This is a genomic window from Streptomyces altiplanensis (genome assembly GCF_053591575.1).
Window position 1 is genome coordinate 49,553 of the sequence record NZ_JBSFUB010000021.1, and the last position, 18,616, is coordinate 68,168.

General features: G+C 70.6%; 2 protein-coding genes (1 of these 2 only partly in view). Both read right to left on the minus strand.

Annotation, left to right across the window (positions count from 1 at the left end; genetic code table 11):
- Complete coding sequence (locus ACWD0Y_RS13065) at positions 1-7,680, minus strand: amino acid adenylation domain-containing protein (protein WP_450260418.1); 7,680 nt, start codon at positions 7,678-7,680, stop codon at positions 1-3.
- A protein-coding gene (locus ACWD0Y_RS13070) for an SDR family NAD(P)-dependent oxidoreductase (RefSeq protein WP_450260419.1) crosses the window boundary here: on the minus strand, positions 7,677-18,616 show its 3' portion. It continues 4,738 nt past the right edge of the window; only the last 10,940 of its 15,678 coding nucleotides appear in the window; its start codon lies off the right edge, out of view — the gene reads right to left on this strand; the stop codon is at positions 7,677-7,679. Before ACWD0Y_RS13070 ends, ACWD0Y_RS13065 begins: the two co-directional genes overlap by 4 nt.

An 18,616-nucleotide genomic window follows, 5' to 3' on the forward strand; every position in this document is an offset into this window, starting at 1 on the left:
TTAGATCTGGCCTTCCAACGCGTCCAGCTCTTCTTCGCTCATGCTCTCGATGAGGCCGATGCTCTCCAGGATCGTGGCCACGTCGAGCGCGCCCTCGGCCGACGCCATGGGGGCACGCCGTTCCAGCTCGGCGGCCATTTCCGCGAGTGTCGGACCGTCGAAGACGGCCTGGATGGGCAGTTCCGCGCCAGTCGTCTGTGCCAGGCGGTTGACGAGCCGGGTAACCAGCAGCGAGTTGCCTCCCAGCTGGAAGAAGTTGCTGTGGGCACCGAGGTCGTCGACGTCCGTGCGCAGGAGGTCTGCCCAGACGGCGGCGACGGTCCGCTCGGACTCGGTGCGCGGGGCGACCAGTCGCTCCGCGTTCCCGCGAAGACTCTCCGGAGCGGGCAGGGTGCGGTGGTCCAGCTTGCCGTTCTGGGTGAGCGGCAGTTCGTCGAGCAGGACGTGGGCGGCGGGGACCATGTACTCGGGCAGCGCCGCGCGCAGGGCGCTCTGGACGTCCCCGAGCAGCGCGGCGGAGCCGGACCAGCGGGTACCGGCCGTGGACGGCTCGTCGGCGCCGGCGACGTACGGTGCCTCGTCGGCCCGGCGCGCGTAGACGTTGTAGAGCGTGGTGTTGCGCAGCAGCCGGTTGTCCTGCTCGCAGACGACGTCGTAGCCGAGGGCCTTCAGGAGGGTGACGACCTTCTCCAGCTGTCCGTTGACGTCGTGGAGTTCCACCACAAGCTGGCGGATCTTGGGCCAGTCCCGCCAGTGGATGCCCTTGAGCACTTCGTACTCGGCGTTCTCCACATCGATCTTCAGGAGGTCGATCCGGTCGACCTCCTCCTCTTCGATGATCTCCGAGAGGGTCCTGAGGCTGCAGGTGAACTGCTCGCTGTCGAGCCGCGCGTCGACCAGTTCGTCCACGAGCTCGTCGCCGGCTGCCTCACCGTCAGTGCTGCCTGCTCCGTCCGTGGCCAGTTCCTCCTGGTTGCGGAGGTAGGAGCGGACCATCTCGTGCGCCTGCTCGACGGTGGTCACACTGGAGGAGATGACGGTGTTGTGCCGGTAGAAGGTGAAGGTCTCCTCCTTGGTCTCCGCGGCGAGACCGCACGCGTAGACCTTGGCGTCGAGGCCGTGGAGTTCCACGTTGCGGCGCAGCGAATCGAACACGGGCGGGATCGGTTCGAAGGCGTAGATCTTCGCGTCGGGGCAGCGGCTTCCGGCGAAGAGCGTGAACATGCCGATGTTGGCACCCACGTCGAAGATGCGGTCACCGTTGCGGATGGTGATCCCGTTCCGCAGGTATTCGAGGTTGGTGAAGATCTCCTCGTAGACGAATTCCGTCTCGCTCTTGTTCTGCTGGAAGACCGTCATGCCGTTGGGCAGTTCATAGGTCTGCGCGAGCGCTTCGGGCTCGGTGCGGCCCATGCGCAGCAGCTCGCGGACAGCGGGGGCCCGCTCGGCCGACGGCACCACATAAGCGACCAGACGGCGGTCCTGGTCGTCGTATTCGCGTACCACGACGCGGGCTTCCTGGACGGCGGGGTGTTCGGTGAGTTTCGCCTCGATCTCCCCGAGCTCGATGCGGAATCCACGGATCTTGACCTGCTCGTCGTTACGGCCCAGATACTCCAGCGTGCCGTCCGGGGACCACCGCGCCAGATCACCCGTCCGGTACATCCGCGCACCCGCGACACCACAGAACGGATCATCCAGGAAACGCTCCGCACTCAGCTCCGGACGATTCAGATAACCCCGCGCGACACCCGCACCACCCACATACAGCTCACCCACAGCACCGACCGGAGCCGGCTGACCGAAACGATCCAGAACATACGTCCGCAGATCAGGAATACGCCGGCCGATCGGACTCACCGACCGCTCCACATCCCCCTCACCCAACAACCGGTACGTCACATGCACCGTCGTCTCAGTGATCCCGTACATGTTCACCAGCTCGGTACCACGGTTCACCGAACGACCCATCCACGGCCGCAACGACGCCACATCCAGCGCCTCACCACCGAACACCACCACACGCAACCGATGCGCCGCCGCATCCTCACCCTGCGCCGCGATCAACTGCCGAAACGCACTCGGCGTCTGATTCAGCACCGTCACACCCGACGCACACAACAACTCATAGAACTCACCAGGACTACGCGTCACCGCCTGCGGAACCACCACCAGACGCCCACCGTGCAACAGAGCGCCCCACATCTCCCACACCGAAAAATCAAACGCGAACGAATGGAACAACGCCCACACATCCCGCTCACCAAAACGGAACCACTCATCCGTCGCAGTGAACAACCGCGCCACATTCCGATGCTCAACCATCACACCCTTCGGCACCCCCGTCGAACCCGACGTATAAATCACATACGCCAAAGACGACGACGACACACCCGGCACCACAACATCAGAAGAATCAAGCCCCGCCCACAGACCCGCATCCCCCCGCACATCCACCACCGGAACCGACGAAACACCAAACCCCTCAGGCAAAGGACCGTCCGTCAGCACCACACACGGCGCACTGTCCTCCAACTGATACCGCACACGCTCCACCGGCGACGACGGATCCAACGGCACATACGCACCACCCGCCTTCAAAACCGCCAGAACACACACCACAATCAACTCACTGCGCGGCAGACACAGAGCCACCAGAACATCCGGCCCCACACCCAGCCCACGCAAATACCGCGCCAGACGATTCGCCCGCTCGTTCAACTCCCCATACGAAACAAAACGACCCTCACACTCCAACGCCACCGCACCAGGAGACCGCGCCACAACCTCCTCGAACCACTCATGAACACAACGCCCCACCACACCAGAACCAGAAACCGTGCCGGAACCCGTGCCGGAAACAACACCCGGAACAGAATTCCACTCGACCAGCACACGTCTGCGCAGCCCGGCGCTCAGCACGGGCAGCTCCAGGGCCGGGCCCTCGGCCGACTCGTCCCCGGCAAGCGCGTCGATCAGGTTCGCCATGGCGGTTTCGAGGTAGTCGATGACCAGTTCGGCGTCCTGCGCCTGGTCGATCTGGGCGTCGAGCGAAAAGGAATGGCCCAGGTCGTCGACCGAGAGGGCGACCGGGTAGTTGCTGCGCTCGATCACGCCGGCCAGTGACCTGACGCCCGCGCGCTCCAGCTCGGAGTCGTCGATGCGGTCACCGGACTCCAGGTGCCGGTAGTTCAGGATCGCGTTGAACAGGGGCGTCTCGCGGGGCACGTCGCTGTGGCCGTGGGCGACGGCCAGCGGGGTCTGCTCGTGGCGCACCAGCTCCCGCAGTTCCTGGTCGACGGTGCGCACCAGGTCGCGCACGCTCGTGCCGTCGAGGCCGACGCGCACCGGGAGCGTGTTGATGAAGTTGCCGAGCATGCGCTCGATCCCGCGGGGACCCTGCAGGCGCCCGGACATCACCGTACCGAAGACCACGTCGTCGCGTCCGCTGCACGCCGACACGACCAGCGCCCAGCCGGCGTGGAACAGGGTCGCCGGGCTGACTCGCAGCTCCTTGGCGCAGTCCCTGATCCGCTGCCCGAGACGGCTGTCCAACGGGCGGCGCAGGTCCAGTACACGGCGGCCGTCGCCGTGCACGTCGTGCAGGCCGAACATCGCCGTCGGTTCCGTCACGTCGCCGAGCTGGGTCTGGAAGAAGCTCGCCGGATCGAGACTCTGGGCACGGTGGCGGACGTGCGCGATGAAGTTCCGGTACGGCACCGGCTCCGCGAGGTCGCTCTCCCTGCCCGTCATGTGCGCGACCAGTTCCTGGAACAGGAAGCCCAGCGAGGTGGCGTCGTCGATGACGTGGTGGAGGTTGAGCACCACGAACCACTCCGGGGTGCCGGGGCGGCGGGCGGCGCGGAGCCGGATGAGGGGTGCGCGGTCCAGTCGCATCGTCTGCGGCCGCGCCAGCAGCTCACGGATCTCTTCCTGGATGTCGGAGCCGGGGAGCACCTCGAACTCCTCCGCTTCGAGGTCGACGTGCCGGACCACGATCTGCAGGGGCTGCGGCAGCCCCTGGGTCAGGATCGCCGTGCGCAGCGCGTCGTGCCGTGCGACGACCTGCCGCAGGGCCCGTACGAAACCGTCCAGGTGCGCCCGGCTCTCGAAGGAGAACACACCGGAGAGCACGTAGGGGTCCCGGCCGCCCTCCTTGAGGTGGTGGAACAGCATCCCCTCCTGGAGCGCCGCCAGCGGGTAGATGTCCTGGAGGTTGGCGGCTCCGCCCGGCACCGCGGCGACGACCGTCGCCAGTTCGTCCTCGGTCAGTGACACGAGCGGGAGCATGTCGGGCGTGATCCGGGTACAGCCGGCGGGGATGCCGTTCGGCGGGACGGTGAACGGCTCGGCAGCCGCCTCGCCCGTCGTCGGGTCGTCCTGGGCCGCGGTCGCGGCGGAGTCGATCGTGACCGCCAGCTCGGCGAAGGTCGAGGCGCCGAACACGCTCTGGAGGTCGCAGTCGAGTCCGCTGTCGGCCAGTCGGGCGGTCAGCTTGGGGATGAGCAGCGAGTGGCCGCCCAGGGCGAAGAAGTTGTCGTTCACACCGATGCGTTGCTCGTCGAAGCCGAGCAGGTCGGAGCAGATCGCGAGCAGGGCCCGCTCGGTGTCGGTGCCGGGGGCGACGCGCTCGCCGACGACGCCGTACGCGCTCGAATCGGGTGCCGGGAGCGCCCTGCGGTCGAGCTTGCCGTTCGCGGTCAGGGGCAGCTCCCCCAGGCGGACCAGGGCGTTCGGGACCATGTGCTCGGGCAGCGTGCGGCCGAGGTGCCGGCTGAGCTCCTCGTGGAAGTCACCGGTGTGTTCCCGGTCGAGGACCACGTAGCCGACCAGACGCGGTTCACCGGGGCTGTCCTCGCGGACCAGTACGGCGCAGGCCCGGACGACCGGGTGCCGCGCCAGGCGCTCCTCGATCTCACCGAGCTCGATGCGGAAACCCCGCAGCTTTACCTGGTTGTCGATACGGCCGAGGTACTCCAGGGTGCCGTCCGCCATCCGCCGGACCAGGTCGCCGGTCCGGTACATGCGCGCGTCGGGGTCATCGGCGTACGGGTTCGGGATGAACCGCTCACGCGTCAAATCGGGGTTGTTCAGGTAGCCGCGGGCCAGGCCGGCACCGGCGATGTGCAGTTCGCCCACGCAGCCGACGGCCTGCAGCCGGCCGAAGTCGTCGAGCACATGGAGCTGGATGTTCTGGATCGGCCGGCCGATCGGCACGGTGCCGGTCGGCTCCGTGGAGGGCGGGCATGCCCAGTGGCTGACGTCGATGGCCGCCTCGGTCGGCCCGTAGAGGTTGTGCAGCCGTGCGCCGTGCACGGCGTAGTGCCGTGCGGGTAGCTCCGGGGGCAGGGCCTCGCCGCTGCAGAAGACCTGGCGGACGGAGGTGCACCGGGCCCAGCCGTCCTGGTCGAGCATCAGGCGCAGCATGGACGGGACGAAGTGCAGGGTCGTGACCCCGGCCGAGCGGATGAGGGAGATCAGGTGGTCGGGGTCCTTGTGGCCGGCGGGCTCGGCGAGGACCAGGCGGGCGCCCGTGATGAGAGGCCAGACGAACTCCCACACGGAGACGTCGAAGCTGAACGGCGTCTTCTGGAGCACGACGTCGTCGGTACCGAGGGCGTACTCGTTCTGCATCCACTCCATGCGGTTGACGGCCGCCCGGTGCTCGACCATCACTCCCTTGGGACGGCCGGTGGAGCCGGAGGTGTAGATGACGTACGCCAGGTGGCCGGGGTCGACGGTGGTGGTGGCAGGGGCCACGGCGCCGTCGGAGACATCGCCGGTCAGCCGGCCCCCGGCGTCGAGCCGGATCACCCGGTCGGCGCCGGACAGCACGGACGTGTCGGTTCCGGTCTGGGCCAGCAGAATGCGGGCGCCGGAGTCCTCGATCATGTACTGGAGGCGCTCGGCCGGGTAGCCGGGTTCGAGGGGCAGGTAGGCGCCGCCCGCTTTCATGACCGCCCACAGGCCGATCACCATCTCGAAGGAGCGTTCCATGCAGACGCCGACGACGGTGTCCGCCGTGACGCCCCGGTGCCGCAGCTCACGGGCGACGGCGTCGACCCGAGCGCCGAGTTCCTCGTACGTCAGCGTCCGTCCGCCCAGCTCGAGGGCGGTGCGGTGGCCGTGGCGGGCCACGGCGGCGTCGAGGAGGTCGGGCAGGCTGCGGTCGTCGGAGTAGGGGCGACGGGTGTCGTTCCACTCGTCGAGCAGCTGATGACGTTCCTCGTCGGACAGGTGCGACGCCTCGGAGAGCAACTGCCGGGGTTCGGCCACCAGTGACCGCAGCAGGCGCCGGTAGTGGTCGAGGAAGCGCTCGACGGTCTCGGCGTCGAAGCGCTGGGCGTCGTACTTGAGGTGCAGCGTGTAGTCGTCGGCCGCGTTCTCGAAGACCTCCAGGTGGAGCTTGAACTCGCCCTCCTGGGAGATCCGGTCGACGAACCGGAGGGACCGGGCGAGGCCGAGGCCGCGGACCTCGTCCGTCACGTGCATCATGCGCTTGTTCTGGAAGACGTACGAGACCTGGAAGACCGGTGAGTTGTCGGGGTCGGTCCGCAGGCTCAGGTCCTGCACCATGCGCGGGAACGGGTAGGCGGCGTGGTCGAGGCCGTCGGCCATGACCAGCGTCAGCTCCCGCACGAAGTCGGTGAACGGCTCGTCACCACGCACCCCGTGCCGGACGGGCACCATGTTGACGAAGTAGCCGACCGAGTCGTCGTAGGCGGCGCCCGGCCTGCCCATGGAGGGGACGCCGACGATCAGGTCGCGTTCTCCGCTGTAGCGGTGCAGGAGCAGTTCGTACACGGCGAGGAAGAGGACGGCGGGCTTGATGCCGTGGGCGGCGCACAGGTCGCGCACCTCGGCGGCGAGCTCCGGGGTGAGCGCGAGCCGGGCGGTCTCTCCGGCTGCGGCGGTGCCCGGCGCGGGCGCCCGCTCGATGCCGAGGCGCAGCACGGGAAGGGGGCCCGCCAGGGTGTCCTGCCAGAAGGCGCGGTGGCGTGCGCCTTCCGGCCCGGCGAGGAGGTCGGCCTCCCAGCGGACGAACGCGTTGTAGTTGTCCTGCCGTCCGGAGGTGTCCTCCGGGGTGCGGCCCTCGAGCAGCGCTTCGTACGCCTGGAGGAGATCACGCAGGAGGACGGGGGTGGAGGCGCCGTCGAACACCAGGTGGTGGAAGACGAGCAGGACGAGGGTGTCGGGCGCGTCGGCCGAGCCCGTCGAGTAGACGAAGGCACGCGCCAGCGAGTCCCGGGCCAGGTCGAACGGTGCCTTGGCCTGCTCGCGCACGAGCGTGAGCAGGACTTCCTCGGGGAGGCCGGAAGGCACCGGCTGGTGGCGGAAGCGGATGTCACCGGAGGTCCGCGGCACCAGGTAGGGGGTTCCTTCGTCCTCCACGACCACGCTGGACAGCGGGGTGTGGCGGCCGACCACCAGCTCGAACGCCTCGTGGAACACCGCGACGTCGAACGGCGCGGAGGTGCGGAAGCAGACCGGGACGTTGTACACGTCCGAGTCGGGGCGCAGCTTGTGGAGGAGCCACAGCCCCTTCTGTCCTTCGGACAGGGGGTACCTGTCCGGGGCGTCCGTCCGGGACGCGTCCTGAAGCCGCTCGTAGAAGGCGAGCACGTCCTCGGCGGAGTAGATGCCCGCCTTGAAGCCCGCCAGAATCTGGTCCTCGTTCACGCGCCCGGTGCTTCCTTCATGAGTGCTTTCAGGTCTTCGAGTCCGACGTCGCCCTGCCGGAACGCTTCCAGGGCCTTGGCCCTGGCCTCCCGTACGTCGTCGGTCGTTTCGGGGGTGGGTGGTGCGACAGCCTCGGGTGCGCGCTTGGCGGTGAGTACCGCCGTGATGCGCTCCAGCGTGGCCAGCTCCACGATCTCCCGTGTGGTGAGGGTCAGGCCGAGATCGGCCCGGACCGCGCGCTGGAGACGGGCCCACAGGATCGAGTCGACGCCGACGCCGTGCAGGTCCTTGTCCATGGGGAGTTCACCGGCGTCCAGCCCCAGCGCCTCGGTGAAGTAGTCCGCGAGGTAGCGGCCGATGTCCTCACCGGGGTTCCGGGCCGGGCCGGGGCCGCCGGGATCCTGGGCCCGGCCGGTGCTTGCGGCGGCGGATGCCGAGGCGGGCGAGGCGGTGGCCCCGGGACGCGACACCGTTCCGGCTCCCGGCTCGGCCTCGGGCCGGGGTCCGGGCCGTCTCCGGGGGACGCCCGGTCGGCTCGTGTCCGGGGTGGCCTGTGTCTGTGACGGCTTCGGCCTGCCGGTGTACCCGACCCAGTAGCGCTTTCGGCGGAACGCGGTCGTCGACAGCGCCACCGGGCGGCGGCGCCGTCCCTCGTACAGGTCGCTCCAGGTGACCCGGCCGCCCCGCACCCACAGCGCGGCGAGCCGGTCCAGGTCGCCGTCGGCGAAGAGGCCGGCGACGAACGCCTCACCGTGGCTGCCCGAGAGCAGATCGCCCAGGGGCCCCGCGCCGTCCTCGGCGTTGCCGAGGTGGAGCTGGGCGGACGGCTGACCGGACTCCAGGAAGCCCGCCAGTGTCCGGCGCAGTTCCGCGTGGGATCCCACGACGAACGCGAGCCGCTCCGCCCGCGCGTCCCGCCCCACTTGGAGGGTGTGGGCGAGGTCCGCCAGGTCGACGGAGTCGTCGCTCCCGACGAAGTCGTGCAGCATCCGCACCGAAGCGCGCAGCCGCTCGGGATCGTGCGCGGAGAGCACGATCAACTGCGGTCGCGTCGCGTACGGGCCGGTCTCGGCGTCCGGCGCGAGGAAGCCGTCGGCGGTTTCGGGCTCGGGGGCCTCCTCCACGACCATGCTGACGTGGCTGCCGCCCGCTCCGACGGAGTTGATGAGCGCGCGCCGGGGAGCGCCGTCCTGCCCCTGGCGGGGCCGCCAGTCGCTCAGGCCGTCGCACAGTCGGAGAGGGCCGTCTTCCAGCCGCAGTTCAGGGTTGGGCGTGCCGATGGACACCTGCGGGACCAGTTCCCGATGGCGCAGCTGCATGACGACCTTGGTGAGCTGGGCGATACCGGAAGCCGCCTCGGGGTGCCCGAGGTTGGCCTTCACCGAGCCGAGCGCGACGGGCTCCGTGACGGAGCCGAACACCTCACGCAGGGCGCTGAACTCGACGGCGTCACCGAGCGCCGAACCGTTGGCCGCCGCCTCCACGTAGCCGATCGTGGCGGGGTCGCTGCCCGCCCGCTCCAGTGCCCGCCGCATCACGTTCACCTGCGTCCTGTGGCTCGGCGTCATGAACCGGTTGGCCCGGCCGCCGTGCAGGGAGGCGCTGCCCTTGATGACGGCGTGGACGGTGTCCCCGTCCCTGCGCGCGGCTGCCAGCGGCTTGAGCAGCACCGCACCCACGGCCTCGGCGGGCAGGTAGCCGTCCCCGTCGCGGAAGCTGCGGCTGCCCGGGTGGCTGCCCAGGAGCCGGCTTTGGGACAGGGCGACGTACTTGTCCGGGTGGACCGTCAGGTTCACGCCTCCGGCGATCGCCAGCTCGGTGTCGCCGCGCAGCAGATCGGCGCAGGCCAGGTGGATCGCGGTCGCCGAGGAGGCGCACATGCTGTCCACAGCCAGGCTCGGTCCTTCGAGGCCGAAGAAGTACGAGACCCGGTTGGCCATGAGGTTGTACGACGCGGTCGAGGTCAGCGCCGAGCGTACGACGTCTTCGGCATCCGCCCGGTACATCTGGTACATCGAGCCGACGTAGACGCCGACGCGCCGGTCGTGGCGCCGCTCGATGGTCTCCTGGGTGACCCCGCTCCGCTCCAGGAGCTCCCAGACCGTCTCCAGGAAGAGCCGCTGCTGCGGGTCCATCGTCTCGGCCTCCCTCGGCGAGATGCCGAAGAGGAGCGGATCGAACTGGTCGATCCCGTCGAGGAACCCTCCCCACTTGCAGTAGCTCTTGCCGAGCGCGTCCTGGTCCGGGTCGAACAGCTCCTCGTGGTTCCAGCGGTCGGCCGGGACCTCGGTGACGCAGTCGTCACCGGAGCGGAGCCGGGCCCACAGGGCGTCGGGGTCCGGGGCGCCCGGATAGCGCCCGCTGATCCCGATGATTGCGATGTCGTCGCCGCAGGTTCCCTCCCCGGCACGGGCGGCACCCCCGGCTGCGGTGCCGGTGGCGGTGACGTGACGGATGTCGCCGCCGGATGCGGTGCTGCCGCTGCCGTCGTGGTCGTTCCGGGGGTGGCCGGAGCGGGAGCGCAGTTCACCCCTCACCCGTGACGGAGCCGACGTCGGGGCGGCCGCAGGCGCCGTCTGCGGTGGTGGTTCCCGCCTCGCGGATCCTGTGTCGGTGCCGGCAGGCGAACCGGTATCGGCGCCCGTGGAGGTGCCGGTACCGGTCCCGCCGAACAGCGCACGCAGCCCGGCCTCGTGCCGGGCAAGGAAGTACTCCGCCAGCGCGCGGACCGTCTGCACCTCGAAGAAGAGCGTCTTCGGCAGTGCGCCGAAGGTCTTCTCCAACTGAGCGATCAGGTTCATCGCCACGACGGAGTCCATGCCGTAGCGCTCCAGCGGCGTGTGTGCGTCCAGGCGGTCGGGACCGAGCTTGAGGGCGGCCGCCAGCTCGCGGCGGAGGTGGCGCACGGTCCTGTCGTACAGAACCTTGTCGTGCGGCGCCTGTTCACGCCGGTCCCTGTCGTGCGGAACCTCGTCGTGCGGCGCCTGTTCACGCCGGACCTGGTACTGCGGGGTACCGGCCTGCGCCCGCTCTCCGGTCAGGCGCGGCAGCAGCGCCTCCCGCTGCCCGGCCACGACCAGGAGCCTGCCCTCCCGCAGACCGGTGCCCAGCTCCGACAGACCGGTCCGCAGGGCGTGGAGCCCGCTCGCGGTGTCCAGCGGCAGGAGATCCATACGCCGCAGCTGCTCCTCGGTCGCCTCGTCCACCCGCATTCCGCCGTCCGCCCAGAGCGGCCAGTTGACGGACAGAGTCCTGCCATGCCGCAGCCCGGCGTCCGCGAGGCGGTTGCGATGGGCTGTGTAGGCGTCCATGAAGGCGTTGGCGGCCGCGTAGTCGGCCTGCCCCGGGTTGCCGAGGGCGCCCGTCATGGAGGAGAAGCAGAGGAAGACCTCCAGCGGTTGGTCCCGGGTCAGCTCGTCGAGATGGACCAGCCCCGCGACCTTGGGCGCGAGGACCCGCTCCAGCTCCTGAGGCGTCTTCCTGATCACGAAGTCGTCGTGCAGGACGCCGGCGCCGTGCACGATGCCGGTCAGCGGCCCGTGGGTGCGCGCGACGTGCTGGAGCAGACGCTCGACGGCGCCGCGGTCGGCGACGTCCATCCGCTGGTGGTCCATCCGCAGCCCCGCGGCCCGCAGGGCGTCGACGGCGTGCCGCTGGTGCTCGGTGAGCGCGGACCGGCTGGTGAGGACCACGGTCGCGCCCCCGGTCGAGGCGGCGATCTCCTCGGCGGTGATCAGGCCCAGGGCGCCGGTGCCGCCGGTGATCAGGTAGACGCCGTCCGTGCGCCAGGAGGACTCCGTCACCGCGCGGGGCGCGGCAACCACTTCCTCCAGGCGCCTGACCTGACGCCGGCCGGCACGGTAGCGCACCTCCGGGCTGCCGGCACCGGCCGGCTCCGCGCGCAGCCGGTCGGCGACGACGGCCGGTACGGCGGTGTCCAGGCAGTCGATCAGTCCGGTGCGCAGCTTGGGGTTCTCCAGCGTCACGGTCTTGAGCAGACCGCTCAGCCCGCCGAACACGGCCCGGCGCTCGTGCTCGTCCTCGCCGGGAACTCCGACGAGGACGACCTGGAGCAGCGCGGAACCGCGCACTCCGCGCTCCAGCAGAGTGCGTGCCCGGGCGAACACGCGCTGCGCCGCGACCAGGTACTGGCTGTCCAGCGGGTCGTCGTCCGTGAGTTCGACGACTTCGTGGTGCACCGAGGCGGGCAGCGCCGCCGTCAGCGCGCGCGCCTCCGCGGCCACGAAGGTGACGAGGACGACATGACGCTCGTCGACGTCGTCGCCGGCCGTGAGAACTGCGGCAGCCTTCTCCGGCTCCCACACCGGCCGCAGCAGCATCAGGTGCCCGGACCCGGAAACCGAACCGGGTCCTGAACCGGACTCGGATGCGGACCTGGCGCCCGGCGAGGTCGGGGTCGTGGTCCCGGTCGTCCCAAGCGCGGACGCGGTCTCCGCCACGGGGCCGACGGGCGCGGGCAGTTCCCGCAGGGCAAGGCCGCGCAGCTCCACGCAGATACGGCCGTGCTCGTCGTACACGTCGATGTCGTAGGTCCGCGTGCCGGAGCGGAGCCACACGTGGGCCCGCTCGGGCGTGGCGGCGTGGACCTGCACGCTGTCCAGGGCGAACGGCACCATGGCGGCCGCCGGGCCCGGCACAGCGGCGCCGCCGCGGACCAGACCGATACCCGCCTGCAGGGCCCCGTCCAGGATGCTCGGGTGCAGGCACAGCCCCTCGGCCGCGGTCCGGACACCGTCCGGCGTGCGCAGGTCGGCGAAGACCTGCGAGCCGCCGTCGCTCGCGTCGTCGTCGCCGGCCACGAGACACTCGATGCTCCGGTAGGCCGGGCCGTAGTGCAGGCCCTTGCCGGCGAAGTCCGCGTACACCCGGACACCGTCGAGCCGTTCCCCCGCGCACCGCGCCCGCAAGGTGTCCAGGGACACCTCGTACCGTCCGGGCACCTCCTGGAGGAGGGTCGCCCGGCCTCGTCCGGCCAGTTCCTCGCGATCGTCGCCGCCGGTGCCCGTCACATACAGCTCGTACTCGGTCTCGTCGCCCTCCAGCACCCGCAGCCGCAGGTTCAGCACCAGCTCGCCGCCCTCCAGGGCGACGGGCCGCAGCCACACGATGTCGTGCAGCCGGACGCGGCCGGGCTCGGTCAGCTCGAAGGCCCGGGCGACGGCCTCGCGGGCCATCTCCAGTTGCGCCACGGCCGGCAGCACATACCTGTCACCGACCCGGTGGTCACGCAGGAAGGGCTCCGAACCGTCGAAACGGGTACGGAAGGCCAGCGCGAAGGCCGTTGAGTCGTTGCGGTGCAGCAACGGGTGCAGGACCGCCTCGGACGGCACGGACGTCCCGACCGCACCGATCCGCGAGGCGACAGCCACGTCGGTGTCGATGCCGGAGTCCGAGTCGATGTCGAGCCAGTGGCGCTCGCGGGCGAAGGGATAGCCGGGCAGGCCGATGCGCCGGGGCCGCGCTCCGCCCACCGGGTACAGCCGCTCCCATACGACGGCCTCTCCCCTGACCCACCGGTGCGGCAACCGGTCGGGGTCGTTCTCGGTCTCCGGGTCCGCTTCACCCTGTGCGAGGGCGGTGCGGGTGTCCTGACCGGGGCGTACGCTGCCACGGGCCCAGTCGCCGGGTCCGGCGGGGTCGGCGAGGAACGCGTCGAGCCGCCGCCCGACGGACTCCAGCGAGCCGGCCGTGAAGGCCAGCCGTTCGTCAAGGGCGACTCGGCCGGTCTGCAGCGTCCACGCGAGGGACGGCAGATCGTCGTCGGTCAGTTCGGCGACGCGGGCCCGAAGCCGCCGGGCCTGCTCCACCAGCTGCTCATCGGTCGCCGCCGAGAGCGGGAGCACGGCGGTGCGGCGACCGGACGCCACGGCTGTGTGCGCCGGCGTCTGCTCACCCGCCCCCGGCTGGTACTCGGCGATGATCACATGGGCGTTCGAGCCGCCCGCGCCGAAGCTGGAGACTCCGGCGATGCGCGGCCCGTGCCACGGTTCCAGCCGCTGCTGGACCCGGAACGGCGTCCCGTCGAAGTCGATGTGCGGGTTGAGCGTGCTGGAGTGCAGGCTCGGAACCAGCTCACCGTGGCGCATCTGGAGCAGCACCTTGGTGACACCGGCGATGCCTGCCGCGCTCTCGCAATGGCCGATGTTGGACTTGACCGAGCCGATCGCGCAGTTCTGCGGGGGCAACGCGCCACCGGTACGGCGGAACGCCTTGACCAGGCCGGCGAGTTCGATCGGGTCGCCCAGTGAGGTGCCGGTGCCGTGCGCTTCGAGGTAGCTCATCGAGGCCGGGTCGACCCCGGCCCTGTGGAGCGCCCGGGCGATCACATCGCCCTGGGCGACGGGGCTGGGCACCGAGAAGCCGTGGGTCCTGCCACCGTGGTTGAGGGCGGTGCCCTTGATGACTCCGTGGATCCGGTCGCCGTCGGCGAGGGCACGGGCCAGCGGCTTGAGCAGTACGGCGCCCACGCCCTCGCCGGGCACGTAGCCGTCGCCCCCTTCGCCGAAGCTGCGGCAGCGGCCGTCGCTCGCGGCGAACCTGCCCTGGCTCAGCATCAGGTACTTGTTCGGATGGACGCTGACGTTGACACCGCCGGCGATCGCCGATTCGCACTGGCCGCTCTTGATTGCCTCACAGGCGAGGTGGATCGCGGTCAGCGAGGACGAGCACATGGTGTCGACGGCCATGCTCGGGCCGTGGAAGTCGTAGAAGTACGAGACCCGGTTGGCGATCGAGGACGGGCTGCCCGAGAGCGCGACCTGGTGCCCTCGCGCCTGCGCCTGGGCACCGTGCAGCTGATACTCCTCGTACATCACGCCGACGAACACGCCCACCTTTCCCGCCTGCACGACGGACGCCTCGGCGCCGCGCTCGGCGGACTGCCGGGCGAGGAGTTCACCGGTGTATCCGGCGTCCTCCAGCGTGTGATGGACACACTGGAGGAACAGGCGTTCCTGGGGATCCAGGTACTCGGCCTCACGTGGCGAGATGTTGAAGAAGAGGGGGTCGAACCGGTCGACGCCGTCGAGGAAGCCACCCCACTTGCAGGCAGCGTCACCGTAGTCGCGGTGGTCCCAGCGGTCCGCCGGGATCTCCGTGATGCAGTCACGACCGGAGCGGAGGTTCTGCCAGAACCGGTCCAAGTCCTCGGCCTGCGGATACCGACCGCTGATCCCGACGATCGCGATGTCGGTCACGGCGTCGTCCGGGCCGGCCGGACCGGCCGCAACGGCCTGGCTGAGCGGCGCTGCGGCGGGCTCAGCCGCATCCGCACCAGTGCGGGAACCGGCATCGGTATTGGTATCGGCATCGGCGGCCAGCGCGGTGTGCAGCCGTTCCGCGTACTCCTCGGCGAAGTGATCGCTCAGCGCGCGGATGGTCCGCACCTCGAAGAACAGGGTCTTGGGCAGCAGACCGAAGGTGCCCTCCAGGTGGCGCGTGAGCTCCATGGCCATCATGGAGTCCATGCCGTAGTGCTCCAGCGGAGTGTCGACGTCCAGCCGTTCGGCGTCGACCTGGAGCGCCGTGGCGAGCTGGCGGCGCATGTAGGGCACGGCACGGTCGGCGAGCGGCGCTCCGCCCGGCGCGTCCTGGCCTGAGGGGGCCCCGGCAGGGGCGGACACCGGCTCGGCGAGGACCCTCGCGGGAGTGGGGACCGGCTCGCCGGGGAGTACCCGTGCGCTCAGTCCGGTGAGTTCCACGCACACCCGCCCGTGCTCGTCGACGAGCGTGACATCGAGCTTGGCCGAGGCGTCCTCGGGGCGGGCCCCGCCCTGATACCTGATCCAGGCGTACGCGGTCGCCGGGGTCGCGGCGAGCACGTCGAGTCCCTGGAGCGCGAAGGGCAGCGCGGGCCTGGCCGAGCGCCCGTCGCGGCCGTCCCCGCCGTCGGCCAGGAGTTCCAGGCCGATGGTGGCCTGGAGGGCTCCGTCGAGAATGCTGGGATGGAGACCGTAGGAGGCCGTTCCATCCTCCTCCGCGGACTGCGGCAGACGCAGTTCGGCCAGCACCTGGGGCCGTCCGACGGCGTCGGCGCCCACGGTCAGCCCGGCCAGCGAACGCTGTGCCGGGCCATAGCCCATGCCCGCCCGGTCGTACAGGTCGTAGATCTCCGCCGAGGAGAAGGCCGATCCGGCGCATGCGCGGCGCAGTTCGCCGAGCGGGAGTGCCGGGCGGCCGGCCGGCGCGGCCGGTGAAGCCGCCCGGCCCTGGCTGCACAGGGTGCGCGCGCCGTCGGTGTCGACGCTGTGGATGGTGTACGCGTATCCGGAGGCGGCCGCGTCCGAGCCGTCGGTCAGGGGCCGGAGGCTCAGCCGCAGGTCCAGCCGGTTCCCGCGGCAGACCGCGGGCCGCAGCCACACGATGTCGCCGAGGCGTACGCGCTCCGCGGCGTCTTCACCCAGGGCCCGGACGACTGCCGCCCGCGCCATTTCGAGGTGCGCGGCGCCGGGCAGGACAGGAGCGCCCAGCACCTGATGGTCTCTCAGGAACGGCTCGGTGCCGTCGAAGACGGTTTCGTACACCGACGTGACGGTGTCGTCCGGGCCGTTGTCACCGTCGTCGGCCGGCAGGTCGCGATGCAGCATCGGGTGAGCCGGCACGGAACGGTGCGGCGCCGAGGGGTACTGCATTGAGGGATGCGGGATCGAGAGGGCCGCCGGCGTCGCCGCGCCCTGCGCGCCCCGCCCGGCCCAATAGCTCTCCTGCGCGAACGGATAGGTCGGCAGGGCCGTGCGCCTCGGCCATGGGGCCCGCGCGTACCACCGCTGCCAGTCGACGGGGTGGCCCGCCACCCATCGGGCGAGGGCGTGGTCGTACTGACCGGACATGAGCCAGTGGTCCGCCTCGGCGAGCCGGCCGGCGTCGGGCCGGGCCGCCGCGGTCGCGGAGGTGCGCCGGGGCACGGTGCCCCGATGCCAGCCGGCGTGGGTGTCCGGGCTCTCGACGAAGGATGTGAGCCTGCGCTCCAGTTCCGTCACGGAGACGACGAGGGTCGCGAGCCTCTCCTCCATCACATCGCGCCCCACCTGGAGCGTGAAGGCGAGGTCGGACAGCTGGACGGATCCGAGTGGCTGGTCCCGCAGGTGGTCGCGCAGCCGCCGGGCCTGCTCGATCAGCTGCTGCCCGGTGCGGGCCGACAGAGTGACCAGGGCGGGACGGGAGGCGGAGCGCGAGTCCACGGACGGCGCAGGGGCGTACTCCTCCAGCACCAGATGGGCGTTCACGCCACCGAATCCGAAGGAGCTGACACCGGCCCGGCGCGGGATGTCCCTGCCGTCGGCGTCATGGGGCCGTTCCCAGGGACGGCGCTCGCGCACGACCTCGAAGGGGCTTCCCCCGAAGTCCAGATAGGGGTTGAGTTCCTCGCAGTGCAGGCTCTCGGCCAGCGTGGCGTGGCGCATCTGGAGCAGCACCTTGACGACTCCGGCCACACCGGCGGCCAGTTCGAGATGCCCGATGTTGCTCTTGACCGATCCGAGGCCGCAGGGGGCGGGTTCGGACAGCGTGCCCGGCTTGCCCGCCGTCTCCTCGTACAGCGCCTCGAAAGCGCTCTTGAGTCCGTTGAGTTCGACGGGGTCGCCCAACTCGGTGCCGGTGCCGTGCGCCTCGATGTAGGTCACGGTACGGGGGTCGATGCCCGCCTCGCGGTAGGCGGCCTTGAGCAGCTCCGCCTGTGCGTGGGGGTTGGGCGCGGTCAGTGAGTGGGCCCGGCCGCCGTGGTTGACGGCCGTACCGCGGATGACGCCGAGGACGCGGTCGCCGTCGCGTTCCGCCCGGTCCAGGGGCTTGAGGACCAGGATGCCCACGCCCTCGCCCCGCACATAGCCGTTGGCCTGCGCCGAGAAGGTCTTGCAGCGGCCGTCCTCGCAGAGCATGCCCGCGCGGCTGTACCCGATGTGCAGATCCGGGCTGACGATCGTGTTCACGCCGCCGACCAGGGCGAGGCCGCTCCGGCCGCTGCGCAGCAGCTCGACGCCACGGTGGATGGCCACCAGCGAACTGGAACACGCGGTCTCGACCGGCTCGCTCGGGCCGTGCAGATCGAGGAGATAGCTCACCCGGTTGGGGCCGACGGACCCGGAGACCCCGGTCGCCGCGTAACCGTCCTCGCCCTGCCGCTCCTGGAGGACCAGGTTGCCGTAGCCGCTGGGGGCGGTACCGACGATGACGGCGGTGTCGCTGCCTGCCAGGCTCGACGGCGCGTACCCGGCGTCCTCCAGTGCTTGCCAGGCGTGGGTGAGCAGAAGCCGCTGCTGCGGGTCCATGGCGAGGGCCTCGCGCGGCGAAATGCCGAAGAAGAGCGGGTCGAAGCGGTCCGCCCCGTCGAGGAAGCCGCCCCAGCGCACGTGCTTCCTGTTGCCCGGCGTGGCCGGGTCGTCGTGCATGGCCCGCCAGTCCCAGCGGTCCTGGGGTATCTCGGTGATGCAGTCCCTGCCGTCGCGCAGGTTGTTCCAGAACGCGGCGAGGTCGGGGGCCTGCGGGAAACTTCCGCTGACGCCGATGATGGCGATCGGCATCGCCGCGCCCGCGTCCTGTGCCACCGCCCCTCGGGCGGGGGCGGTGGCCGGCCCGGATGCGGGGACGGTGGCCGTCTCTGACACGGAGGCGGCCGCGGGGCCGGATACGGTGATCGGCTCGGGTACGGGAGCGGCGGCCGACGCGGATTCCACGGCCGTGATCCGGTCGGCGTACGTCGCGGCCAGATGGGCGGCGACGCTGTCGACGGTCCGGTACTCGAAGAACACGGTGGGCGCCAGGCTCACACCGAAGCGGTCGCCGAGCCGGCCCGCCAGCTCGGTCAGACTGATCGAATCGAAACCGTACTCACCGAACTCACCGTCCACGTCGATCTCGTCGGCCGGAACCTTCAGTTGCGCCGACACCTCCGCGATCAGTGTTCCACGGGCCGTTTCCA